25 protein-coding genes are annotated in these 25,626 nt (G+C 37.2%); 7 read left to right on the top strand and 18 right to left on the bottom strand.

Annotated features, from left to right (window positions below; all coding sequences use genetic code 11):
- Positions 1 to 304: 304 nt before the first annotated feature.
- The 5 genes from BKP57_RS19760 to BKP57_RS19740 form a co-directional block, all read right to left on the bottom strand.
- On the bottom strand, positions 305 to 580 hold the full coding sequence (locus BKP57_RS19760; RefSeq protein ID WP_050352634.1) for a YlbG family protein: 276 nt from the start codon (positions 578 to 580) through the stop codon (positions 305 to 307).
- Between the two features lie 249 nt (positions 581 to 829).
- The gene (locus BKP57_RS19755; protein ID WP_050352633.1) at positions 830 to 1,267 is read right to left on the bottom strand and encodes a YlbF/YmcA family competence regulator; all 438 of its coding nucleotides are present in this window, start codon (positions 1,265 to 1,267) and stop codon (positions 830 to 832) included.
- Positions 1,268 to 1,318: 51 nt separating this feature from the next.
- Complete coding sequence (locus BKP57_RS19750) at positions 1,319 to 1,552, bottom strand: YlbE-like family protein (RefSeq protein ID WP_050352632.1); 234 nt, start codon at positions 1,550 to 1,552, stop codon at positions 1,319 to 1,321.
- 11 nt (positions 1,553 to 1,563) lie between these two features.
- Positions 1,564 to 1,968, bottom strand: coding sequence for a YlbD family protein (locus BKP57_RS19745; protein WP_050352631.1), 405 nt, complete (start codon positions 1,966 to 1,968; stop codon positions 1,564 to 1,566).
- Between the two features lie 1,322 nt (positions 1,969 to 3,290).
- On the bottom strand, positions 3,291 to 4,358 hold the full coding sequence (locus BKP57_RS19740) for a CAP domain-containing protein (protein ID WP_050352630.1): 1,068 nt from the start codon (positions 4,356 to 4,358) through the stop codon (positions 3,291 to 3,293).
- Between the two features lie 194 nt (positions 4,359 to 4,552).
- On the opposite strand from BKP57_RS19740, the gene BKP57_RS19735 reads away from it, so the two are divergent.
- A complete protein-coding gene (locus BKP57_RS19735) occupies positions 4,553 to 4,918 on the top strand; it encodes a YugN family protein (protein ID WP_050352629.1) in 366 nt (121 codons plus the stop codon).
- Between the two features lie 609 nt (positions 4,919 to 5,527).
- A complete protein-coding gene (ytvI, locus tag BKP57_RS19730; RefSeq protein WP_050352628.1) occupies positions 5,528 to 6,586 on the top strand; it encodes a sporulation integral membrane protein YtvI in 1,059 nt (352 codons plus the stop codon).
- A gap of 128 nt (positions 6,587 to 6,714) precedes the next feature.
- Here ytvI and BKP57_RS19725 read toward each other — a convergent pair whose 3' ends face one another.
- From BKP57_RS19725 to cyoE, 7 genes are all read right to left on the bottom strand, one after another.
- Positions 6,715 to 7,170, bottom strand: a complete 456-nt coding sequence (locus BKP57_RS19725; RefSeq protein WP_050352627.1) for a DUF420 domain-containing protein — start codon at positions 7,168 to 7,170, stop codon at positions 6,715 to 6,717.
- Positions 7,171 to 7,532: 362 nt separating this feature from the next.
- The gene (ctaG, locus tag BKP57_RS19720) at positions 7,533 to 8,438 is read right to left on the bottom strand and encodes a cytochrome c oxidase assembly factor CtaG (protein ID WP_072742222.1); all 906 of its coding nucleotides are present in this window, start codon (positions 8,436 to 8,438) and stop codon (positions 7,533 to 7,535) included.
- 124 nt (positions 8,439 to 8,562) lie between these two features.
- Entirely contained in the window at positions 8,563 to 8,877 is a 315-nt protein-coding gene (gene ctaF, locus BKP57_RS19715; protein WP_050352625.1) for a cytochrome c oxidase subunit IVB, read from the bottom strand.
- Between the two features lie 3 nt (positions 8,878 to 8,880).
- Complete coding sequence (locus BKP57_RS19710) at positions 8,881 to 9,504, bottom strand: cytochrome (ubi)quinol oxidase subunit III (RefSeq protein WP_050352624.1); 624 nt, start codon at positions 9,502 to 9,504, stop codon at positions 8,881 to 8,883.
- Between the two features lies 1 nt (position 9,505).
- On the bottom strand, positions 9,506 to 11,359 hold the full coding sequence (gene ctaD, locus BKP57_RS19705; protein ID WP_050352623.1) for a cytochrome c oxidase subunit I: 1,854 nt from the start codon (positions 11,357 to 11,359) through the stop codon (positions 9,506 to 9,508).
- Positions 11,360 to 11,398: 39 nt separating this feature from the next.
- Complete coding sequence (gene coxB / locus BKP57_RS19700) at positions 11,399 to 12,451, bottom strand: cytochrome c oxidase subunit II (protein WP_050352622.1); 1,053 nt, start codon at positions 12,449 to 12,451, stop codon at positions 11,399 to 11,401.
- A gap of 64 nt (positions 12,452 to 12,515) precedes the next feature.
- Positions 12,516 to 13,457, bottom strand: a complete 942-nt coding sequence (gene cyoE, locus BKP57_RS19695; protein ID WP_072742221.1) for a heme o synthase — start codon at positions 13,455 to 13,457, stop codon at positions 12,516 to 12,518.
- Between the two features lie 959 nt (positions 13,458 to 14,416).
- Between cyoE and BKP57_RS19690 the strand changes: the two genes are divergently transcribed.
- Complete coding sequence (locus BKP57_RS19690; protein ID WP_072742220.1) at positions 14,417 to 15,367, top strand: COX15/CtaA family protein; 951 nt, start codon at positions 14,417 to 14,419, stop codon at positions 15,365 to 15,367.
- Between the two features lie 343 nt (positions 15,368 to 15,710).
- Here BKP57_RS19690 and pyc read toward each other — a convergent pair whose 3' ends face one another.
- The 3 genes from pyc to BKP57_RS19675 all read right to left on the bottom strand — a co-directional run bounded on the left by pyc (position 15,711) and on the right by BKP57_RS19675 (position 20,842).
- Positions 15,711 to 19,154: a pyruvate carboxylase gene (gene pyc, locus BKP57_RS19685; RefSeq protein WP_072742219.1), complete on the bottom strand. Its 3,444-nt coding sequence runs from the start codon at positions 19,152 to 19,154 to the stop codon at positions 15,711 to 15,713.
- Positions 19,121 to 20,311 (bottom strand): FtsW/RodA/SpoVE family cell cycle protein, encoded by a 1,191-nt coding sequence (locus BKP57_RS19680; protein WP_072742218.1) that lies wholly within the window; start codon positions 20,309 to 20,311, stop codon positions 19,121 to 19,123. The genes pyc and BKP57_RS19680 overlap by 34 nt, the downstream gene beginning before the upstream one ends.
- A gap of 249 nt (positions 20,312 to 20,560) precedes the next feature.
- On the bottom strand, positions 20,561 to 20,842 hold the full coding sequence (locus BKP57_RS19675) for an Fpa/YlaN family protein (RefSeq protein WP_050352617.1): 282 nt from the start codon (positions 20,840 to 20,842) through the stop codon (positions 20,561 to 20,563).
- Between the two features lie 450 nt (positions 20,843 to 21,292).
- Between BKP57_RS19675 and BKP57_RS19670 the strand changes: the two genes are divergently transcribed.
- A complete protein-coding gene (locus BKP57_RS19670; protein WP_072742217.1) occupies positions 21,293 to 21,781 on the top strand; it encodes a hypothetical protein in 489 nt (162 codons plus the stop codon).
- A gap of 481 nt (positions 21,782 to 22,262) precedes the next feature.
- Complete coding sequence (locus BKP57_RS19665) at positions 22,263 to 22,874, top strand: YhcN/YlaJ family sporulation lipoprotein (RefSeq protein ID WP_050352615.1); 612 nt, start codon at positions 22,263 to 22,265, stop codon at positions 22,872 to 22,874.
- 464 nt (positions 22,875 to 23,338) lie between these two features.
- Here BKP57_RS19665 and BKP57_RS19660 read toward each other — a convergent pair whose 3' ends face one another.
- Entirely contained in the window at positions 23,339 to 23,629 is a 291-nt protein-coding gene (locus tag BKP57_RS19660) for a hypothetical protein (protein ID WP_050352614.1), read from the bottom strand.
- Positions 23,630 to 23,823: 194 nt separating this feature from the next.
- On the opposite strand from BKP57_RS19660, the gene BKP57_RS19655 reads away from it, so the two are divergent.
- On the top strand, positions 23,824 to 24,027 hold the full coding sequence (locus tag BKP57_RS19655) for a YlaI family protein (protein WP_050352613.1): 204 nt from the start codon (positions 23,824 to 23,826) through the stop codon (positions 24,025 to 24,027).
- Between the two features lie 138 nt (positions 24,028 to 24,165).
- On the opposite strand, the gene BKP57_RS19650 is transcribed toward BKP57_RS19655, so the two are convergent.
- Positions 24,166 to 24,405 (bottom strand): YlaH-like family protein, encoded by a 240-nt coding sequence (locus tag BKP57_RS19650; RefSeq protein WP_232231441.1) that lies wholly within the window; start codon positions 24,403 to 24,405, stop codon positions 24,166 to 24,168.
- Positions 24,406 to 24,623: 218 nt separating this feature from the next.
- Between BKP57_RS19650 and BKP57_RS22585 the strand changes: the two genes are divergently transcribed.
- On the top strand, positions 24,624 to 24,794 hold the full coding sequence (locus BKP57_RS22585; protein WP_157858485.1) for a DUF5325 family protein: 171 nt from the start codon (positions 24,624 to 24,626) through the stop codon (positions 24,792 to 24,794).
- A gap of 6 nt (positions 24,795 to 24,800) precedes the next feature.
- Here BKP57_RS22585 and BKP57_RS19645 read toward each other — a convergent pair whose 3' ends face one another.
- Positions 24,801 to 25,610, bottom strand: a complete 810-nt coding sequence (locus tag BKP57_RS19645; protein WP_072742215.1) for an inositol monophosphatase family protein — start codon at positions 25,608 to 25,610, stop codon at positions 24,801 to 24,803.
- Positions 25,611 to 25,626: the final 16 nt, after the last annotated feature.

Below are 25,626 nucleotides of genomic sequence, written 5' to 3'. Positions count from 1 at the left end.
TTTTCTTTATAAGGAAACAAAAGGACCTGTAGAACTTTTTCTGCAGGTTTTTTCTTTTTGTGAAATAAAGCAACAAACTTTATCCAATGTTTTTTCTGCTGATAAAGTGAATCTTCAATCCGTGGGGGTTTTTATTCATCTCCCACCGATTGTTAGTACCGTAATAGTATGTCCTAAAGTCCTCTGAACGAACCGGGCATTTAGGTGCTGTTATCTCCTACTTAGACTTGTTGCAGTACAGATTATTTAACTCCTGAAGTGGGAGTCTACATCACCTTATATGCGGAATAACAAGCCCTCTTTCCTATATTCCCATTTTATAATCATACTGTTTTGCTTTATCTGGTTTCGCATTTTCAAAGTTTGTTTCAACAAATGGTTTATACGATCTATCAACTTTAGAAACAAATGTAAACTTCAAAAGTTTTTTTTCGATTTTTTCTAATTCTTCTTGATCCACGTATATGACAGCATACTTTAATTTTTTGGAACTATACAATAGATGACCGTATCGTTTGATTTGTTTTAAATTTTTCATGTGCTGGAACCAAACGATTAAGCCTTGACGTTTTGTGCGCATTATTTTTAACCTCACTTACTATTTATCATGTAAATTATTGGTGATGATTATGTATATATTCATAATGTGACCAAAAAGGAGAAGAGATGGTTGTTTGAATGCGAGCGAATTGTAATCCCATTCATTAACAGATATCTTGTCATCTCCTTTTTAGATCACATATCAGCCGTTATTAGCACATGGAAAGCATTTTTTCCAATCCAATTCGCTATTTGCTATATATAAAGGATTGATATACTAATAAAGCAATTATACAGCACAGCCACAGCCGCCGCCACTTCCACAACCGCAACCACTTTCACTTAAAGCCGCGCCATCTTTAGGAACTTTGATTTGTTCGCTAACGCTATATGCTAGATATTGACTAATTTCGTCCAATAATTGCTGCAAATTGCGCTCAGCGATTTTAAAGGAAGCTACTTTGTCATTCATATCCATTTCTCGCTTTACTTTCCGCACTTCCTTCATAATTGTATTGTAATCTGGATGATATCTGCCAAATCGCTGTACATCCTCGTAATGCTCCTTGATGGATGAAAAAGCTTGAACAAGCTTCTGAGCCTCTTTATCTTCATGTAATTCTTTTTGAGAATGACGATAGGCTTCCATGACATCAGAATCCAAGATCATTTTTCCTAATTCCTCTGAACGATCGAGGATTGCTACATAGTCCATTGTCGCTATCACCCTATACACCTCCCACTTCATAGTACCATTTTTTATAGCATGTGAAAATATTTAATCCTTCATTGCTCCAGCAAACTGCATTAACATTCTAACCATTTGCAAGTGATTGTTTACCCTCTCTACTCGCTGAGGAAATGTTTTCCCATAAAAATGTTTGGCTTCCTTTCTCATTTCTGGTAATAAAGAGGGGTCCCGAGATAAATAGCGATACCAGACCGGATTCATCCGAACAAATTGCAATAACTCCGGGTGCTGCTCTAAATAGTTATAACATAACGGATCCATGTTTATGCTCCTTAATCACGAAACCACCCCATACGTTCATTTGTTGGCTGTTTCGTATCCTTTGTTTGTTTAAATTGGGAAATAATTTCCTGAATCGTAGTAACAGATGAGCTAAATTGCTCCACTTGACGTTGTATTTTATCTAAATCCATGGATTCTGCCATTTTTAATAGCTGGCTAAATAATTCCTTATTATTCTCATTCGTCTGATTGTGTTCTTTTTTGCTTTTATTTTTGTTTGTATCCGTTTGTTTAAATTTGTCCCAATAAGGATCATCTTCACCTAGTAATGCCCATTTTTCGTACACGTCTTGCCACGGTCTTCCACTTTTTCGAACATCCTCAATTAATTTCGGATGTTTATTTATGAATTGCTTGAAAGCAGTTACTGAAGGGTGTAAATGTCGATCACTCATTCGAATTCACCTCTTTTACACATAGTCATATGTACTAATTAGTTTATGTCTATTATGAACGCTTGTGATTAAACAAATTTTTGACAGGATAATGAATCTCAAATTAAGGTTCTAAGGCAAAGTTGGGTGAGACAGAAATAGCTCGCTCTCATTTATTATCTTGTCTTGCTGCCATTCCACGGAAATCGCTCCCTTTTTTTAAGATATGAAAGGGAGTAAAAATGAGGTGCTTGGGGATAACGAAATAACCGGATAGCCACGTCCGGCTCCATCGCCTAGCAACTAGGCAACTTTAGAAATGCGCCCTACGATAAGTCATCATCGGTTTGTCCCTAAGAGGGAGACCGACTAAAAACGGGCTTGCCGCCCAAACGTCGGCATACCCCAGTTTTAGTTGCATGATTCCTTTAATCTTCGTTGATTCGTTCCATTCACTACGTTGCTAAACGGGCGCCCTGCGCCTTTGTTCAAAGATAAGAAAGTATAAAGTTTGTTGCTTTGGGATAAGGGAATAACTGAATAGCCACGTCCGGCGCATGAGCCTAGCAACTAGGCGACTTTAGAAATGCGCCCTACGATAAGTCATCATCGGTTCGTCGCTAAGGGGAAGGCCGACTAAAAACGGGCTTGCCGCCCGACGTCGGCATACCCCTGGTTGCAGGGCATGATTCCTTTATCTTTAGTTGATTCGTTCCATTCGCTACGTTGCTAAACGGGCGCCCTGCGCCTTTGTTCGTGGGCGGTTAATCAGCCTCTTCATTTTTTTCGTAAAAAACGCTTATCGCAATGAGCGCAGACATATCGACCATTTTCGTAAAGTGAATCTTCCATCAGCGCGGGTTTTCATTCATCCCCCACGGCTTGTTAGTAGCCTAAGGGTATGACCTAGGCCTTTTACGAAATAGGGCATTTAGGTGCTGTTATCTCCGCTTAGACTTATTTTCAGCACCAGATTATCCAACTCCTGAAGTGGGGGTTTACAGCATCTTATATGCGGGATAAATAACTGAGCCTTCCAAATCAGGTAAAGAAATGTTAGAATTCCATTACTAACAACCCCTTTACTTGTTTTGTGGTAATTCAAGTTTAACAAAAATGGAGTTGACGTGTTTTTTATTTCTGAATTATTTCTTAACCCCAACAAATATTTGTAGAGCCCAAATTAAAAACCGGCTAGAAGCAGTCATCAAATACTACTTCTAGCCGGTTTTATCTCGCTAGGCGCTCATGGTAACTTCTGTTTTAAATAGCAGAATGGGCACCTTCCACATCGTGATGTGGTAGAATTACGTAACTCTGAAATCCATAGACCAATTTACTTCTTAAAAAGGCTTGGCCAAGAAGTTTTGTGTATAGTATAGACGATAAACGCCGACACCTAAGTGTGTGTATTTTTCACTTAATAATGCTTCTCGGTGACCTTCACTATTTAACCAGCCTTCCATTGCAGCAGCAGCGTCTGGATATTGTGCCGCAATATTTTCACCAGCTGCTACAAAAGCAACCTTTCCTTCGTCAAGACGTTCCTTCAGCCCTCTCCCATCTTGACTTGAATGAGAAAAATATTTATTTACTGCCATATCTTTACTGTGTAAAAAAGCAACTTCACCAACTGATTTTTCCCACTGCAATTTTTCTTTATCTCGTTGTTGTCGCATGATATTCGTGATATCAAATATTTGCCGTTCCATTCCAGCTTCAATTTTTGCCCACTGATGATCATCTAAGCTTGGCTTTTTAGGAAGCTCTCCTCTATACTGTATTTCATAAGGTTGATGCTTTAATAACGTATTGATATCCAATATTCGCACAGAGGATAACTGCTGTTGAAATGTATCGAAATAAAGCTGCATAAATATAGAATCGGAAATTTTCACTAATGGGCGTGTTTTTCTATCGTTTGCATTAAGTTTAAAGGTAAAAGAGGCAAGCCCATTTCGATAATTTACTTCTTCAGAAAATGTGAAGTGTTTTTGCACCTTTTCATAGCTTTCTCCAATAGCTACAGGTTTTATATTCGTTCCTTTTCCAGTAGCATAAATGGTGTGAATGGTACCATCCATAATTCCAAATTGAATATATTGGTCTTTTTCATTTGTATAAACCCACCAAGTATAACCGTAAGCGCTTGGATCCTTTCTAACTGGTTCTCCAAGTTCTTCTTGTAATTGGCCACTTGACTTCCCATACCATTGAAATATATCGCCCTCTAAAGCAATGTCTGGTCTTTCTTCCGGCACTTTTTTCGTTTTAAGCAATTGCTCCTTTTCCTTCACAGTCTCGCTAATCGTTTGCATGGTTTCTTGTGGTGATATTTCATTACTTTCTAATAAATAAAAACCGACTACGGCGACTACAGCTAATAGTAAAAGATTTCGTATAAATCGCATTATTCGTTTCTCCTTTTTATACGATATATATGTTTCATTTAAAGTATCATGCTAGTTACTCTAATATTTTACTGTATCATAATAAAAAATAGAACATAGAGCAAATATTTGCATAAACTATGCCTTTTTCATTGAAAGTTGCTATATTTCATACTAATATAGTATAGTGAGGATAACAAGGTGAGGTGGGGAAAATGAAATTAGAAAATACTGGCTTAGAAGACGTAAAGATTGACTTAAAACCGCTTGATCATGTAACGGCAAAACACGCTTTTATTCGGGCAGGGCAATGGGATTATGAGCGAGTTACCTATGATTATCGAATGGATTCTGACGAGAAAAATATTACATACTATATTCGAGTTCAAGGCTACGCTATAGAAGGTGACGTTGATCGTGGAAACGCCGTCATTCAACTAATGACGCCTTTATTAGGCAAACATTACTATCCACATGGCGTTGAATATGGAGAAGAAGAAAATTTCCCAAACGATTTAGTGGAGCGTGCTAAGAATCTTATCAGTAAATTAAAAACAGAAATTGACCAGCTAAAGCAATGAAACCATTCATCTGCTTGTATGCTGAAGCTTTAATTCAAACCGACTACTCCCTATTACCAAGATAGTCGGTTTTTCTTTGTTTTAACACGATCGTTTGATCATTGTGTTGCTGCGGTCCAAATCTTATTTCAGATCAGCAAAGCCCTCCTTCCCTTTTCAAACAGTGAGAGTTTACTAGAACTTATTTTCGGTATAAGCCAATATGTAAAAGAAGAGACATAACCAGCTAGCTACAGAAATGAAAACTACTCCCCCAATAAAGTGAATCTTCCATCAGTGGGGGTTTTCATTCACCCCCCAAGGCTTGTTAGTACCGTAATGGTATGTATGTCCTAAAGGCCTCTTATGAAATAGGGCATTTAGGTGCTGTTATCCCCCACTTAGACTTATTGCAGTACAGATTTATCCAACTCCTGAAATGGGAGTCTTACAAGCACCTTATATGCAGGATAAAAACCCGATAACCACCTCTTTATTTGCTTTAAATGATGCGTCCAGAATATATTCTTCCATTTTAATAAATATTTCTGTTCAAATGAGTTATTTAATGCTATATTTTTTATAAGTATACCGTAACTGTTTGATGATGAAAGGAGCCATCGTATTACTTTGTTTCGCAATATAACTAAACGTCACTGGACATTAATTTTTTTAACTATTTTATTAATCCTGTTATTCATTTTTGTAGTACCAATTTCAATTCCTTTAATCGTTGCTTTTGTAACAGCCCTTATGTTGAACCCAGTTATAAGGCTAGTGCAAAAAAAGCTAAAGATTAATCGAAAGATATCTGTAACGATTGTTTTTTTATTATTTTTAATCGTTCTTGGCGTTGTTGGAACTTTTACAATTACTAGGGCAGTTACACAGGTTGTTAATTTTGTAGAAGATGTTCCGCAACACTTTAATGAATTAAATAGAATTTACCAAGATTGGGAAAGGCAACTTCAACATTACACAGATGACTTGCCTGACGAATTTGTACGACAAGTATCGTCCAGTATTGAAACGAATCTCAATGCGTTGAGTACAACCGCAAAAGAAACGATTACATTAGAACGAATTGCTCAACTCTTTGCCTCTATCCCACAATATTTAATTAGTTTTATTGTTTACTTAATTGCGTTATTTCTGTTCATGCTGGAATTGCCACTTCTAAAGGCAAAAATGTACCATGTTATGACAAAGGAAACAGCAGAAAAAGTATCGTTTATGAATAATCGAATTACAAATGTATTTTTAGGGTTCTTTAAAGCTCAGTTTTTAGTCAGCCTGATTATTTTGGCTGTCACACTAGTTGGTCTTTTCTTTATTACGCCAGAAGTAGCGATTATTATGTCATTAATTATTTGGATTATTGATTTAATCCCTATCATCGGCTCAATTGTCATATTAGGTCCTTGGGCATTATTTATGTTTATGGCAGGAGATACATCACTAGGCATCCAGCTATCTATATTAGCTGTCATCTTGCTCGCCATTCGCAGGATTGTCGAACCTAAAGTAATGGGACAGCAAATAGGTCTTTCTCCATTAGCTACACTAATTTCTATGTTTATCGGTCTAAAGCTACTGGGAATATTAGGATTTATACTTGGTCCGTTAATTCTAATTGCTTTTAATTCAGCAAAAGAAGCAGGAATTATTAAATGGAATGTAAAGATTTAAGTAACTAACTGAACGGTTAACGTTTCATCTATCGGTTCTGTTATCTAAGGACTACTTTATTCCACCAGATTAAGAAACTACGAAAATCAGTACGAAAAAACGGGAAGGTCATCTGACTCCCCGTTTTTTTATGTTCCTAAGATGGCTTTGATTAAACTTGTTGTTTCTCCGCCTTCATATAAAATATACAATAGCAAGTATACTGCAACTCCGGTAATCGCAGTGAAGAACCATATCACACTAGTTATCGGTCCAACCTTTCTATGTACACGAATGTTACGTTTAAATGCCAAAGCCAATGTTACTATACCAAAAATGGCTCCAGTGGTAGCTAATATAATATGGAATACCAAAAAGACCGTATAATATATTTTTAAGTCCTCTGGACCTCCGAAGCTAGTATTTCCTACAAATATTGTTCGAGATACATAAATAATAAAAAACAGTGTTGCACTAACTGCAGCTGTTATCATGGCTTTTTTATGTTTTACAGCTTCTCCTTTAGCTATAAAGCGCCACCCAATTGCTACAAAAACGGCACTTAAAACAATAAAAAAAGTACTTATTGTTGGTAAAATTGGCATTAAAAAATCTCCTTCCCCACGCATATTGGTTGCAAATTATAGCTGTTTTTTACATATCCAATTTGTGCTTTTTACATTATAGAAGTCTAGTAAAATAAAACAGTCTTTCCACAAGAGATAATTTACTCTATGACTTATGAACCACTGCTTATTATAGTATAATCAGCTTCCTTTCGTGAAGCTTTATAACTTGACGGAATGAAGTAGAACAAATTTGATTTATTACAACCACAATTTGTTCTACTCCATTCCCTTCGCCTTCAACTATTCCACAATTTTAATAGTAAAAGCTAGAAATCTTCTTCCGTTTTGCATATCCGTGTTGGCATACGTAACACATTATATCTTTTGTCCAAAAAACTTCATTGTGAACGCTGCACTTCTGTAGCAATAGGGTCCACCTTTAAACTTTCATCTGTAAACCATTTAAAGAAGACTCTTGCCAGAATAATGCCGTATGTGATTTCTTGCATAATCTTCATAATGATTCCCCCGAGCTGCTGATCTTCTAACGTGCTCATCGGCGAGAACATTTCTGGACCACTAATTTGTACAGCCATCCCTTCCAAAATATCTCCTGGAACACATAACGCAAGCGCTTGTAACCATGCTCCATTTTGGCTATATGCAGCAAACAACGGCTCATCAGCAAATATGATTAGTACACAAGCTGGTGTAATTAATACACCATTAGCAAAAATATAAAATATTTTTAACAGCGGCCGCATTTTATCCATTTCTCTAATCGGCGACAGAAGAGGCCACCAAACAATGAACGCTGCAATTAAAATAATTAGTGATACAGACGTATGTGCAATTTGCGAAGATTTAGCAAAATCGAATATTGCTGGAATATGGTAAAGAGAAAATAAACCGTTAAATAATAGTAACGAAATAAGTGGTTTGGTCAATAGTTGAAACACCGGTTTTATCATCGGTGCATAAATAAATTTTTTCCAAATCCACACTGGAATACTCTTAATTACTAAAATCGGGAAAATTAAATAATAAACAGCCATTTGCATCATATGTGCTGTAAGCATCATATGAGACAATAAATCTATTGGCGCACCCTTCACTGCATAGAGTAACACTAATGCAAGCAAAAACATGAATTGTTGCATGTGTGTGGGTTTCTCCTCCCCACCGAATTTATGTCGATAAGGACCAGTTACGAGAAAATAGGCGACCCCTAACCCAAATAAGAACAGAAGAAAATAGGGGCTCCATAAAGCTCGAAAACCAAAAATTTGTAGTTCTAGCCACATGTAAAATCACCTCAAAAGGATTGTCCTTTCTATTATAACATTTATAAATTTACGGACATCCATAAGATTTGACAATTTCAAAACATTCGCAGAAATGGAAAAGGTCGGGAATCCCCGACCTTATTTACCACCATACAATAGCTACTAACGCAGCTATTGTTAACATTGCAGCAAATACTCCACCATAAATCATCACGGACGGAAATTCATGGCCTCTATCCTTCATATGCATAAAATAGTAGAATTGGAAGCCAACCTGAACGACCGCCAAGATGAGTAATAATGGGACAGCAAACATCTTATCCATCGCTTTAGTCGCTACAATCGCAAAGGCAAAAATGGTAAAACCAATCATTAACACAAATGTAATCAGTTGCTTTTTCATTTCTTCTTTATTCTTTTGCTTTTGAAATGAATTGGTATTGGTGTTATCCATCATGTATTAACCCACCTTCCCCATCAGATATACAACTGTAAAGATAAATACCCATACAACATCAATAAAGTGCCAGTATAAGCTGAATGTATTAAATTTCGGTGCATTATACAAATTCAATCCACGCTTTGCATTTCGTACCATTAATGCAATTAGCCAGCTTAGTCCGAAAACTACGTGTCCACCATGGAATCCCACAAGCGTGTAAAACGCTGAACCGAATGCCGATGACCTAAACGTAAATCCGAATTCAGTAATATAATGGTAGAACTCATAAATTTCACAAGCAAGGAAGCCAATACCTAAAAAGGCGGTAATTCCTAGCCATAACTGCATTTTCTTAAAGTCATTATTTTTCATATGATACATGGCATAAACACTTGTTAATGAACTCGTTAATAGCAACATGGTCATAAGAAAAACAAGCTCTAAACCAAATATATCCTCGCCGCTCGGACCGCCAGCTGTCGAGTTACGAAGTGCCAGAAATGTCCCGAACAAGCTAGCAAATAATACCGTTTCTCCACCTAGAAAGAACCATAAGCCAAAAAATTTATTTTTTCCTTCTAATGTAGCCTTAGCTGGATCTTCTGGCATTGTTTCTGGATTTAAGGAATGATCGTGACTCATATTAGTCCGCCTCCCTTTCAAGTTCTGCTTTGCTGATATGATATCCATGATCATCTTTTAATGATCGCATCAGCATGGATCCTAATGCAATTCCCATTCCGATAAATATTGCCAAATTCCAAGCCTGATGGTCGGTTTGATAAATGAAACCAAACCCTGCAACAAAGAAGCCGAAAGACATGGTAAAAGGCAATATTGAACTATTTGGCATATGGATGTCACCAAGCGGCTCTGCAGGTGCCAAATTATCTTTACCATCCATTTTTTCCACCCACAAAGGATCCAGACCACGTACAAGTGGCAATTGCTTAAAGTTGTAATATGGAGGCGGAGATGAAATTGCCCATTCCAACGAACGCCCATCAAACGGATCTGCAGATGCTTTTTCTCCTTTAACCGAGGTATAAATAATATTAATTAAAAATATGGTTGCACTAATTGCCATTAGGAACGTACCAATTGTACTGACAAAGTTCCCTGTATCTAAGCCTTGATCTTCCAAGAATACCCAGTAGCGTCGCGGCATTCCCATAAGACCTAAGAAATGCTGAATAAAGAAGGTTAAATGAAATCCGATAAAAAATAACCAAAAGCCTATTTTTCCTAGTTTCTCATTTAATATTCTGCCAAACATTTTTGGCCACCAATAATGCAATCCCGCAAAAATACCAAATACAACCCCACCAACAATAACATAGTGGAAGTGAGCTACAACAAAGTACGAATCGTGGTATTGGTAATCAGCCACAGCAGATGCAAGCATAATACCTGTCATACCACCAATTGTAAACGATGGTATAAAACCTAAAGACCATAGCATAGCTGAATTGATCGTTATACTTCCGCCCCACATCGTTGCTAGCCAGTTAAAGATTTTAATTCCAGTTGGTACAGCAATCGCCATCGTTGCTATCGCAAAGATCGCATTCGCTACTGGACCTAAACCAACCGTAAACATGTGGTGTGCCCAAACCATAAAACCTAAGAAAGCAATTAACATCGTTGCAAAAACCATTGACGTATAACCGAACAAACGCTTCTTGGAAAATGTTGGTATAACCTCACTAAACACTCCAAATACTGGCAAAATCAAAATATAAACTTCCGGGTGAGCGAAAATCCAGAATAAATGTTGCCAAATGATAGAGTTTCCCCCTAAAGCAACATCAAAAAATGCCGATCCAAACATACGATCAAACATCAATAAAAACAAGCCTACCGTTAATGCAGGAAATGCAAATAAAATAAGTGTACTTGTAACAAATGTCGTCCATGTAAACATCGGCATACGCATATACGTCATTCCTGGTGCCCGCATTGTAACGATCGTTACTAAGAAGTTAATTCCACCCATTAACGTACCTGCACCAGAAATCTGTAGGCCTAACACATAAAAATCAACGCCATGAGTCGGTGATACTGCAGATAATGGTGTATAAGCAGTCCATCCTGCATCTGGTGCTCCACCTAAAAACCAACTACAATTTAAAAGAATGCCTCCAAACATAAATAGCCAGAACCCTAATGAGTTTAAAAACGGAAACGCCACATCGCGTGCACCAATTTGCAGTGGCATCACCGCGTTCATTAATCCTAATAACAAAGGCATTGCGGCAAGGAAAATCATTGTCGTTCCATGCATGGTAAACATTTCGTTATATAAGCCTGCACTAATAAAGTCGTTTTCAGGCGCAATTAATTGAATACGAATAAACAGAGCCTCGAGCCCACCGAGGATAAAGAAGAATCCTCCGCCAACTAAATATAGATGGGCTATTTTCTTATGGTCAACTGTCGTTAAGTAATCCCATAGGAAAGCACCGAAGCCTCTTTTTTGAGCAGCTGCAATACTCAAATTATAAACCTCCCTTTAAAATCTTCCACCCTTTATTAATTAGTTACCCGCACTCTCTGGAGTTATTTCAGATGGCTTTAATTGCAGCAAATATTCTGCAATGCTGTCCGCTTCTTCTTCAGATAGTTTAGGGTATTTACCTGTCATCAAGTTGCCCGGTTTTATAGACTCTGGGTCTAATAACCATTGGACCAGATTTTCTTTATTTGTTTCAAGGTAGCCAGCAATTTTTGTACGATCCCCAAAGTTAGTTAAATTAGGACCAACAGCATTTGGTGATGAACCTATCGCATGGCAGCTCAAACAATTGTTCGCATCCATTGCTTCTCTTCCATCTTGAGCTACAGCATCTTGCGGCTCTTCCTCAGGGTCAACAGCTTGCATATCAGATACCCATTGCTCATACTCTTCCGGACTAACCGCTATGACTTTAAAGTCCATAAGTGAGTGTGATGGACCACATAATTCCGCACATTTGCCCCAATAAACCCCTTCTTCATTTGCTTCGATGTACATCGTGTTTTCGTTTTCAGGATTCACATCCATTTTACCCGAGATACTCGGTACCCATAAAGAGTGAATAACATCTGAGGATTTCATATTCAAATATACCTTTTTGCCAGTTGGGATGTATAAATCCTGACTTGTTTGAATTTCTTCATTTGCATAGCTAAAATGCCACCAATATTGATTTCCAGTCACATCAATATTGATATGATCACTTTTGCCGGACTCATCGGCTAAATCAAAGGTTGCAGCAACAGTTGGTACTGCAAGGATCAAAACTAAAATAATCGGTATTACTGTCCAAATGGTTTCCAGTTTTTTACTACCTTCCACCTGTTTTGGAATGTACCCCTCCTGTCCCTTCTTTTTACGAAAGCGTATAATCGCTATCGAATAAACAGAAAGAACAACAATAAATACAAATGTCATAATTACTGTTGAAAGAATAATTAAATTCATGGAAGACTCTGCACCATACCCCTTTGGTACAAGAGCTGTTAAGTTTTCCTTCCCACATCCCGCAAGGAAAATGGTAAGAAAGCTTAAAAGGAATACAAATTTAAATTTTCCCATCCAACCTTTCATGTATCCATACCTCTCTTTCTTTTCTTGATGCTCCTTATATATAAATTCATTAAGGACAAGATCACTAGAATGGTGAGTTCCACGTTACAACAACCATCATTAAAAAGAAGATGGTCAAATAGTTCAAGGAATAAACGAAAATAATAGTTGCCCATTTAATATCGTTTTTCATATAAAAACCACTGATCCCAAGCACTAACCACCCAACGTTAAGTAAAGTTGCCAACATAACAAATGTTGTTCCTAAGGATGCTAAATAAAATGGCAGTGGTAATAAACATGCGATATAAATGACAATTTGCCGTTTTGTAAATTCAAAACCATGTACTGCAGGAAGCATGGGTATTTTTGCGGCTTTATATTCTTCGTTCTTTCGCATTGCCAATGCTAAGAAATGCGGCGTTTGCCATATAAACATGATTAAAAATAATACAAGTGGAACAATGTGGAAATTTGGATCTATCGCAGCCCAACCGATCAGCGGAGGAGCAGCTCCAGAAAAGCTACCAATCGTAGTATTTAAGGTATATCTTCTTTTTGACCACATCGTATACAAAACCACATAAACAAACCAGCCGATAAATGCAAACAGCATTGCTTGTATTGTTGTAAATAGCAGGAGAATAAAGCCGATAAAAGATGTTATTATACCAAGCACAAGTACAGTTTGAAGTGAAATTGTGCCAGTTACCGTTGGTCGCGTTTTCGTTCGTTTCATAATCGGATCAATATCAACGTCATACCAATTATTTAACATGCATCCTCCCGCAATTACCGAAGCGCTTCCTAACATAGTAATAATAAACGTGCCAATATAATCAGAAAATGAGTACCCACTAAAGTAAGTTGCCAGCCAAAAACCAGCGAATACAGTAATTAAATTGGAGTTGATAATCCCTATTTTAATCAATGATTTAATATCGGCTAGTAAAGAATTCGATTTCTTTTCCTCAGCCAATGAAGTATTAGTAACAACTTGCGAAGTAGCTGTTTCTACTTTTTCCATCCCTTCCCCCCCTTTATGCCTATGCAGAAATAATGATACTTGCTCACAAAAGAGAGTTACGGCAGTGTTACTCAAAAACACAATTGTATCATGGCATATTTCTACAATCTAACAGCTATTTGCAAAAACCCCCTCATGCCTATTCTACTTCAATTCAAGTAATTTTTTGTGACATTTTTGTGAATCATTTGTTACAGTTGCGAATTATTTTAAATTAACAAATAAAATACCTATGTACGCATTTTCTTTTACCACTATCTAACAGCTGCAACAAAATCCCCTACACTATTTCTAGCAAACAAATGAGAACAATGCAAGCGTTTTTTATTATTATAGTGAAAATCGCTCATATTCATGTTACGATTGATTCGGTTGGCATACATGTAATCTATTGTATGTACGATAATATAATTCAATCGAAACTGTAACAATTCTGTGGCATATTGAACTATTTATAATCAATTCTTTGCTTTTTAGGCAACATTAATATTATGATAAATCTATCAGCGATTTAAAAAATTAGAAGGATATATACATAGTAAGCTAATAACTTAAAAAGGGCACTTTGTTTCTATCTATCCCTTAAAACGTCATTGTCTAGCCTCAAGACGGGATCGCTTTTTATAATTTGGTAAAGTAAAAGTTTAATTGCCACCATGTTTCGTAATCTAAAAAAAGATTATTTTTGTCTGTAATAAGCTCTATTAAGCTTCCCCTTACCTGGAAATGGAATAATACGAGTAGATATGTAATAGAAATTTTCAGCACCGATATGGTGAAAATATGAAGAAAGCAAAGATTACAGGCCATTTTTTATGAATTATTTATTCCTAATATTCATAGTGATGTGGTTCCTTCATGATCGGATAATCGAAAAGTGAGTCTACCATGTTCTTAGTTGATGCAATCTAGTTAAGACAACTTTAGAGAGAATAAAACGCATAAAGTGAGGCATTTATATGATAAAAAGCTTAAAATGGTTATCTATCGTAGCAACACTTGGTATGACATTTGTGTTACTCGGTGGAGCCCTTGTAACAAAAACCGGATCAGAAGATGGCTGTGGCAATAGTTGGCCCTTATGTGAAGGTGAATGGATTCCTTCAGAGATATCACCAGAACTAATTATTGAATTAAGTCACCGTTTAGTTACTGGAGTAGTTGGTTTCGCAGTTGTAGGCTTAGCAGTATTAGCGTGGATAAAGATTGGCCATATTCGGGAGGTTAAATTTCTATCGGTTCTTTCGGTACTATTCTTAGTATTACAAGCGCTTATTGGCGCTGCCGCTGTTGTATGGGGGCAATCTGATTTTGCCCTTGCTGCTCATTTTGGAATTTCCTTGATATCGTTTGCGGCAGTATTTCTGTTAATGCTACTTATTTTTGAGGTAGATAAAAAATTCGATGCAAAATCATTATTCATTAAAAAATCTCATCGGCTTGAGATTTATGGGCTTACGATTTACACCATGCTCGTTGTTTATACAGGGGCTTTGGTTCGGCATACAGAAGCAAATTTAGTTTGCAGAAGCTGGCCATTTTGCAATAACGAAGCTCCGTTAGCATTTTCTAATTATGTTGGGCCACAATGGATTCAAATGGGGCATAGGCTAGCCGCCGGTATTTTATTTATCTGGACGATTACACTTTCTCTTCGAATGCTTCGTCACTATAAGAATAATAAATTAATGTACTGGGGCTGGTGGACAGTCATGATTTTAATTACTTTACAAGTATTTTTTGGTGCTTTGGTCATATTTACTCATTTGCATCTAGCTACAGCATTAATGCATGCGCTTGTCATTTCGCTATTTTTTGGAATGTTAACCTACTTTATTCTCCAGGCGACCCGAAGTGGAAAATACGCAAAGCAGTTGGAAGATAACAAGTCAAATATCCAAACTTCTTAAAAGCTTGGATTACATCAAAAAGAAAAATGCAAAAAAGAGCAGGAAACCTGCTCTTTTTTAAAGAATAAGAAAGTATAAACTTAGGTGCTTGGAGATAACGAAATAACTGAATAGCCACGTCTGGCTCATGAGCCCAGCAACGATGCGACTTCACGAATCGCCCTACGATAAGTCATCATCGGTTCGTCACAAAGAGGAAGGCCGACTAAAAACGGGCTTGCCGCTCAGACATCGGCATACCCCTGTTTTTAGTGGCATGATTCCTTTATCTTTAGTTGATTCGTTTCATTCGCTACGTTGCTAAACGGGCGCCCCGCGCCTTTGTTCGCTATAGAGACGCGATTTATTCAAATTCAATAAGTAAGTCATCAACCGCGATACTATCGCCATCCTTTACATTCACTCGTTTAATGACTCCCGTAAACGGAGCTTGCACTGTTGTCTCCATTTTCATTGCCTCATTGATTAATAAGTGGTCACCTTTATTGACACGTTCCCCTGCCTGACGAAGTACTTTAATAACTGTCCCTGGCATCGTAGCACCAATATGTTTTTCATTATTTTTATCAGCTTTTGGTCTCATCTCGACTTCAGATTGAATGCTTTGATCCTTTACAACAATCTCTCTTGTCTGTCCATTTAGCTCAAAGTATACGACTCGCGTCCCATCTTCTCTTGGTTCTGAAATAGAAACGAGCTTTACAATTAATGTCTTTCCTTGTTCAATTTCTACTTCAACTACTTCTCCTAGCTTCATGCCATAGAAGAACGTAGGGGTGTCCAATACTGACACATCACCATATTTATCATGGAATTTATGGTAATCCATGAATACCTTTGGATAAAGTGCGTGAGAGATTAAATCAAAGCTGGTTACCTGTCGGTCCAAGGTTTTAAATAATGTTTCTTTTAATTGTGTAAAGTCAACTGGTTCCAACAACTCTCCAGGCCGCACTTTTATTGGGTCTTTCCCTTTTAGGATAATTCGTTGCAACTCTGGCGGAAATCCTTGATACGGTTGTCCAATATAACCTTGAGCAAATTCAATCACAGAATCTGGAAAGTCAATTGTTTCTCCACGCTCATAAATATCGTCTTCTGTTAAATTGTTTTGTACCATAAATAATGTCATATCACCAATCACTTTTGACGATGGCGTAACTTTAACAATATCGCCAAACATATCATTCACTTGACGGAACATCGATTTAACTTCATTCCAACGATCTTCCAAACCTACAGCTTTCGCCTGTTGTTTAAGGTTACTATACTGCCCGCCAGGCATTTCATGCATATAAATCTCTGTATGTGGTGCTTTCATACCACTCTCAAAATCACGGTAGTATTCTCTGATCCCTTCCCAATAATAGGAAAGTTGTTCATAAGCTTCCACATTTATCTTCGGCTGACGCTCGTGCCCTTCCAGTGCATGGTAAAGAGTTTGTGCGCTTGGCTGTGAAGTTAACCCTGCCATCGGACCAGCAGCTACATCTACAGCGTCTACTCCGGCATCAATCGCTCTTGCATATAAGTAAATACCATTTCCGCTCGTATCATGTGTATGCAAATGAATTGGCAGGTCAATCGATTCTTTTAACGTAGAAATTAATTGATATGCTGCTTCAGGCTTTAATAAGCCAGCCATATCTTTAATTCCAAGAATATGGGCTCCAGAATTCTCTAATTCTTTCGCCAGGTTTTTATAATAGCTGATATCATACTTCGTCCGGCCTGCGTCTAATATATCGCCAGTGTAACACACCGTTGCTTCTGCAATTTTATTATTGTTACGTACAGCTTCAATTGCCAACTGCATCCCTTCTACCCAATTCAAGCTATCAAATATTCGAAATACATCAATACCTGCTGTCGCACTTTTTTCTACAAACTCCTTAATGACATTGTCTGGGTAATTTTTATACCCGACGGCATTACTCGCCCGAAGCAACATTTGCAATAATACATTAGGCATGCTATCACGTAATTTCAGCAAACGATCCCATGGGTCTTCCTTTAAAAATCGGTAAGCAACGTCAAAGGTTGCTCCACCCCACATTTCAACCGAGAACAAGTTAGGAAGCATTCTTGCAGTTGGTTCGGCGATGCGATGCAAATCTTTTGTCCGTACTCTTGTAGCTAATAACGATTGATGCGCATCACGAAAAGTGGTATCTGTCAATAACACCTCTTTTTGTTCCTTTAACCAGGTTGCTAAACCTTCTGGACCGCGCTCATTCAAAATTTGTTTCGTACCTGAAGGGATTGGCTTAGAAAAATCCACCTTTGGAATTTGTAGTTCAGAAAAAGTTGGCTTCTCTTTATTGCCGTCTTTATCCACACCATTGACGGTCGTATTTCCAATATACGTAAGCATCTTCGTTCCGCGATCTTTGCGCTTTGGAAACACAAAAAGTTCAGGTGTATTGTCAACAAATGTAGTATCGTAAACTCCAGATAAAAAGTTTTTATGCAAAATAACATTTTGTAAAAACGGGATATTTGTTTTAATTCCGCGTATACGAAATTCTTTTAAGTTTCTGACCATTTTTTGTGCAGCCTGTTCAAAATTCAATGCCCAAGTAGAGACTTTAACTAATAAAGAATCATAATGCGGCGAAATAACTGATCCTTGAAATCCGTTTCCTGCATCTAAACGAACGCCAAATCCCCCTCCTGAGCGATATGCCATAATTCTACCAGTGTCTGGCATAAAGTTGTTCAATGGGTCCTCCGTTGTTACACGTGATTGGATGGCGTAACCTATGGTAACAATCTTATCTTGCTCTGGAATTCCAATCGATGCATCGTGCAAGTTCCTTCCCTCGGCAACTTTTATTTGCGTTTGAACAATGTCAACGCCTGTAATCATTTCGGTAATCGTATGTTCAACCTGTACACGCGGATTTACTTCTATAAAATAGTATTTATCCTCGGTGACTAAAAATTCAACTGTACCAGCATTTAAGTAGTCTACATTTTTCATGAGTTTGACCGCAGCTTCACATATTTGCATACGTAAATCTTCAGAAAGCGATGTACTCGGCGCCACTTCTACTAGCTTTTGATGCCTACGCTGTACAGAACAGTCTCTCTCGTACAAATGAACAATATTCCCGTGTTGGTCACCAATTATTTGAACTTCGATATGTTTTGGATTTTCAATCAGTTTTTCTAAGTAGATTTCATCATTACCAAAAGCGGCTCTAGCCTCTGATTTCGCCCGATCATACGCCTCTCTAAGCCCTTGCTTACTGCGCACAATTCGCATACCTCGTCCACCACCGCCTAAAGAAGCTTTAATAATGATCGGGAACCCATGTTTATTTGCAAATACCTCCACTTCTTCTAGTGAATAAACAGGACCATCGCTTCCTGGTATAATCGGCAGTCCAGCCTGTGTAGCTTGATAGCGGGCTTTTACCTTATCACCAAACATATCTAAATGTTTACTTGTAGGACCGATAAAGATAATCCCTTCTTCTTCACATCGCTTTGCAAAGTTAATGTTTTCAGATAAAAACCCGTACCCAGGGTGGATCGCATCGACACCCACACGTTTCGCTAACGCGATAATTCCTTCGATATCTAAGTAAGCGTCAATCGGCTTTTTCCCTTCTCCAATTAAATACGCTTCATCCGCCTTGTAGCGATGATAGGAACTTAAATCCTCTTTAGAATAAATAGCGACTGTACGAATATTTAATTCGGTACAAGCCCGAAACACTCGAATCGCAATTTCCCCACGGTTGGCAACTAATATTTTGTTGATCTGTTTGAGTTGTGCCATGATCTTCCTCCTCGATATGTTTGTGATATGTGACGATTGTTTTGTTTTTCTTCTGCTGGTTCCATTTCTCTTTTTTTAATATGCATAGCTATATTATTTAAAATCCCCATTGATATTAACAACACCAAAAGAGATGAACCGCCATAACTTACAAAGGGTAATGGCACACCTGTAATTGGCAGCAAACCACTTATAGCACCTAAATTAATAAACGCCTGTATTCCTACCATGGACGAAATACCAATTGCCAATAAAGCGCCAAAGCTGTCCTTTGCTTTTCTAGAGATAAATATCCCTCTTAAAACAATGATAGCTAACAAACCAATAACAATAACTACACCGATAAAACCCAATTCTTCTGCAACAATTGCCATAATGAAATCTGTGTGTGCCTCTGTTAAGTATCCGAGCTTTTGTACACTTTGCCCCAATCCCTCACCAGTCAGTCCGCCATTACCGATAGCAACATAGGATTGGATTAACTGATACCCATGAGAATCAGGGGTTTCAAAAGGCTGATAAGCTCCTGTAAAACGCGTAAGTCGTTCATCGGTAGCCATATAAGGTAATGCCAACAACAAAAATACAACACCAATGAATATAAGTAATGATAAATGCTTGAAACGAATACCTGAACTAAAAATAACCGAACAAGCGATGAGGAAGACTATCGAAGCTGTACCAATGTCCGGCTGTAGCACAATAAGTGCTAAGATAACCCCTGTTATGACGAGGGGAGGTAAAACCGCTCGACTAAACTCACGAATATATTCCTGTTTTTTAGAGTATACAGATGCTAAATACATAATGATCCCGAGTTTAGCAAATTCTGCTGGCTGGATTCCCAAAAACCAGGATTGCGCATTATTGACTGTTGAACCAAACAGTAATACTCCTATTAATAATAGGATTACACCAAGTATAATCGGTTTGATTAATTTTTGATAGTACCGATATGGAAAAACACAACAAATAATGAATCCAATCAAACCCATTGCAAATCGAACAGCTTGCTGGATTAAATAGTGATTTGCAGGTTGCCCTTGAACAACTGCAAAAACCATGCTTGCGCTATAAATCATTACTAAACCAAAAGCAGCCAATAATATTGGCGTTATTATTAGTGTGTAATCATAATCTTTTAATTTATGTAACATATTTCTTCTCCCTACTAAATACGTAATACAAGAGCTTGTCCAAGAGGCGGCTAGAAGGAACCATAATAGATCATTTAAATCTATACGCTGATTCGTTGTTTGTTTTAACAGTTCCACTCTTGCAAGCCGTTTTTTTTAAACTACAAGCCCCTATTACAGATATTTGAAACAAAAAAACCTTGCCGGAATGATTATGCAGGCAAAGTTTTTGCTTGTTTAAATTCTCGCAAAAACCGAAGATAAGTAGGATTATACGGAATTTTGCGCTGCTTCGTGCAGAATATTTAACTTCCTCTCCAGATCTTCTAAAATTGCTTTACCTTCACTTTCGCTAATTAAGTTTAAACGAACAGCAAAATCAATCTCCCTGGAAAGCCCAAACATTTGTGTATCCAATACCTCTTCATATAATGGGCATTGTGGCATTGTTAAATTATCTATTTGAACTTCTATTAGTCGCAAAATTTTATCAGCATCAGCCTTGAGAAGGGCATGGGCTTTTTCGCGATGATTTACAGTCACCTCTGGCATCAAATCTATCCCCTCCGTTATCAAAGACTTCTTTCTATATTATATTATCGTTAGTACAACTAAAATGCAAATAAAAAAATATTTTTTCATGATTGATCTAAATCCAATGAAAGCGAGTGTTTTATCCCTCCGTTACCGTTTACAAGATACTACCTACTTTTTGCAAGAAATTCATTATAGCTTCTCTTTTGTAGTTCGTTAAAAAGCAAAGCTTTAAAACCTCTTTAGATAACGAATTTTTCTCCTTTATGTTTACCATAACAGGATTTTCCGCTACTTTCCACTTTTTTACTATTATAAAATGTCTTAAAGTGTCTAGAATATTTTTAAAAAAGAAGTAAAGCACTTCCGTTTTTATGGTTGATTTTTAATTGGACATAGCTCGAAATGCATGAAATTATCTTTAAGGTTTGCTATCCTAAATAGGAAATCAAATATGAGGTGATTATTATGATCGTACCAATTAAAGGTAAAGTTACATATCCCATTACATTAGATCCTTCCGTTTGGATATTTGATGATCGTAAAATTGAATGGGAACATGCATTTACAGACGGAAGTAACGTTTTAGAGGATGATGAAAATGATTTAAAACGAGCTTCAGAAAGATGGGAAAAAGAAGTATCTGAACAAGTGAAGCCACCAGTAAACCGTAGTATAAAACGCTATGAGCGTGATAAAATTTTAAAGAGCTCTTATGTTATTCCATTGGAAGATTTCTTAAATCATGCAGAAATTAATGCCGATGCTACAGAAGCTGTTTTGATTCGTGAGATTGGAAACGTCACCATCCCACTAGTTGAATTATTTAATAGTTATTTTTTATTTTCAAAAGATGGAAAGCCATTAAGAACGGACGGTCCCGTACATCTATACTATAAAGACGGAACAAACAAAAATAACCCGATAACACATATTACAGGTATCTCTATTCAATAAAGTGAATCTATCAATCCGTGAGGATGTCATTTATCCCCCACGGCTTGTTAGATGAACGAATTGAGCATTTAGGTGCTTGTTATCTCTCATTTAGACTTGTTGCAATACAAGATTAGTCAACGCTTGAAGCGGGAGTCTTACAGCACACCTTATATGCTATATGCTAGATAAAACTTCTCTCTACCCGGTTTCCTGAGCAGCATATAGTCATTTATTTTGTGGCGTATTTTCAATTGCTTCAATCTTAGACCGTATGAATATAGATTCAAATAATACCTTTTACCAGGCAGTGAGAAATTTTTGCTGCCTGGTATACTTCAAAGCAAAGCTCCATACAATAAGCAGTTTACATATAACCCTTTTCCCCCTCTTCTGCTGTAAAAAACTGAAACTATTTCCAACTAACGTGGCTTCCCATCCAATTTGTATATTTTCTTAAATTCTATACAAAATAATTGTAATTGGATTTATGGATGGAGGAATGATGATGAGATTGTCTCTCATAACGATCACACTTTTTAGCCTGTTTGTTTTTACAGCTTGTAATCAAGACAATCGTGAAGAAGCAATTACAAATGAAGAAACGGATAGACAGTTCGAACAAGTAAAAAACTCAGATCCAAATCAACCACAACAATTATCCAATACAGAAATCGCTAATCATTTGGCAAATATTGCCAGTGATGTTCCTAACGTAAATGATGCTGTTTCTGTCGTTGCTGGTCCTTATGCAGTAGTTGGGATAGATGTTGATAAGGACTTGGACCGTTCTAGAGTTGGAACTATTAAATACAGTGTGTTAGAGGCGTTGTATGATGATCCTTATGGCAAAACTGCTGTCGTCATCGCCGATGCAGATGCCAATGAAAGAATTCGCGGGATGGCCGATAAAATCGAACAAGGGCAGCCTATCTACGGCATTGTAGACGAATTAGCCGCAGTTGTTGGACGTTATATGCCTGAGTTTCCGATCAATAAAAACCGACCAAAGGAAAGTGATCCAAATAAAGAGGTTATCCCTGAAAATGAAAAAGAGCAACTGGAAGATACCGAGGAAGAACAGTCCAATCATTATAAGCAGAATGAATCTTAATATAATGTAAGTATGCTCTCTGAGTAAACACTTTTGTCCATTGCCTGACAAATGAAAGAATCATGGAAAACCCTCGCAAATTAATGAGCGACTTTTCTTTTAGTCTGGTGAGCAAAATTTTCACTCTTGTAAGCGAGTTTTCCGCCTGAACGAGCGACTTCTTAACCTTGACGAGCCACTTTTTCGTCTCGACGAGCGACTATAGAATAGTGCTTGCAAGTGTTCAGGCACATATAAAGTGAATCTTCAATTCATGGGGTTTTCATTGATCCCCCATGAATTGAAGGTATGACTTAAAAGACACTGAACAGAATCTCACCATATCATTTGCAGTTGGATCTCACGTTTATTCTGGATTTCAACTCGTAAATTGGATAAGCAGGTTTTACTACTAGCACTTACGATATAAAGATTAATCTTACCTCAACAGATAAAAAATTTCCGCTAATGATAGCGGAAATTTTTTATTGCTGGTATTCACTTGTATTGGCTTCTTTGTTTTGTGTGTAATATTGAACCCCAAACTGTGAGCCTTCCGAAACCATTTTAGCGTTTTCTAATTGTGCTAAATCCTGGTTCTCAGACTGATCTGGTACCCCCGCATCCTCAAAAGTCGTACGGATACTATTTTGGTAATTTTTAACTTTCTGCTTTACCCTGTCCCTATTTTCTTTATCCTTTAGAAAATACCCAGCTACTGTAGCTCCAATAACACCTGCAGCTCCAGCAGCGGAATATAAATATTTCTTTTTCATCGAATCGCCCTTTCTTAATCTTAGTTAATTACCAATACCCTTTCCGCTATTTCATCAAACATAAGATTGTGATATACTAAAAAAATAATAGCATATGTTTTATTTCTTGACATATAATGCTACAGCCAAACGACTCATGTTATGGTTAGCTTATATGGATCTTTATGCTTATTCTTCGATTTTGAGGTGAAATTATGCAAGTGAAATGTACAATTTGCGATACAGTGGAAAGTATTCATGATCACTGCTTTGAAGCTAAACGCTTAAGAAACAGAAGAATCCATATGCATTTATGCCAAGCATGTTATGATAGAATTGGAAAAAAAACGAAAGAACGCCACGCAACTGGAAATTTCCGCTTATATACAGAAAAAAAACCAGCCGATGATTTTATATAGCTATATCGCTTAGTAACATTAAAAACCAGAAGAATAAAGCCTCTTCTGGTTTTTTAGATCGTAAAGCGGTTCTGCTGAGACCATTCCCCTAGACTCAAGAACCAATTTTATTAGCTTCCTATGTAAAAAAAAACCCTGCTAACGATTTTTTCTTTCGCGATGCAAACGAAATCGATAAATTGCTAAAACTGCAGATATCACTATTAAGCTTTCTGTTATTGGGAGTTGAAATATACTAAAAATAGTTAGTAAGTAAACTCCAATTGCGAGCATGATATATACGAAAACCGTTTTTAAAGGCGAAAGTTTTCTTGCAAATCCAAGCTTAAACGAAATAACACTGAAAATTAAATTCAAAATGTATAAAGTCAAAAACATATTTTCGGTTCCAAATTGTTCTAAAAGAAAATTGAAAACAAAGCTGAAACTTCCTTCCATAGCTATCCCCCATAATTATATATCTCATCACCCATGTACCATCATACTAAATAATGTTTCATTTCGCCAGTTATATTCCCTTTAAGCAACGCATTACGTTTTGAACTCCAGCCTAAATTCCTTTATACTAGATGGTGAAAAAGAGGTGGGATGGAAAGATGAAAAAACTAAATATACCAATGCTGCTTTTAGCTATGCTCGTCATCTCAATGTTTATAGGTGTAGGTGCCGCCATTGCTTATCGTAATATTTGGCTCGTTATGTTATTTTTATTGTTAGGCTTTGGATTTATGGGAACGGGCATCCGTTTAAAAAAAGCAAGGGAGTGATAAAACTCACTTCCTTGCCTGCTTTATATAATCGGTTATAATTTTCTCTTGTATCACAGGATTCCCGGCTGCAACAGAGGTTTTAGAGAGCATATCAATGTTGTCTCCATCAATCGTAGTCGTTACACCACCAACTTCGTTTACTATCACCATTCCTGCAGCATAATCCCACGGCGAAAGACTTAACGTTAAATAATTATCTATTATACCTTCTGCAACGTAAGCAAATTCCAACGCCGCAGAACCATAAGTACGTGTCCCTCTTACGTCTTTTACAAGTTGCTGCATCCGTTTTTCTTCAACTAATCGATTTTCACATAACCAAAAATGATTCATACTAATCATCGCATGATGGAAAGGGACACCTCGATTAAGCTGTGGTAACCTCTCATTGTTTTTAAAAGCACCTTCACCTTTTTTCGCACTGTACAGGACGTCTTCCATAACATCATAAATAAATCCAATTTCACCAACACCATCATTAAATATGCCAATTGATATTGCAAAATTTCTTTTTTGGTGAACAAAATTCATCGTACCATCAATCGGATCAATAATCCAAACAATTCCGTCCATAGAGTCTAACTGATCTCCATATCCCTCTTCACTCAAAATCAAATGATCGGTGTACGTGTGCTTAATATTTTTAGCAAAAAAAGCTTCTGTCGAACGATCCATCGCAGTTACCAAATCATTGGGGTTTGATTTGGTATCAATGGTTAACGGGGTATGGATTTGTTCTCTTATTTTCGCACCTGCTTCATATATCCATTGTTTAGCCTGGGAAAAAATCGTATCACGCTGCGCTTTATTCATCTGTATACTCCTCCAT

Source organism: Virgibacillus sp. 6R (genome assembly GCF_001895305.1).
In the GTDB taxonomy this organism is placed as follows: Bacteria; Bacillota; Bacilli; order Bacillales; family Amphibacillaceae; genus Virgibacillus; species Virgibacillus pantothenticus.
This window is presented reverse-complemented; position numbering and strand designations above follow the sequence as displayed.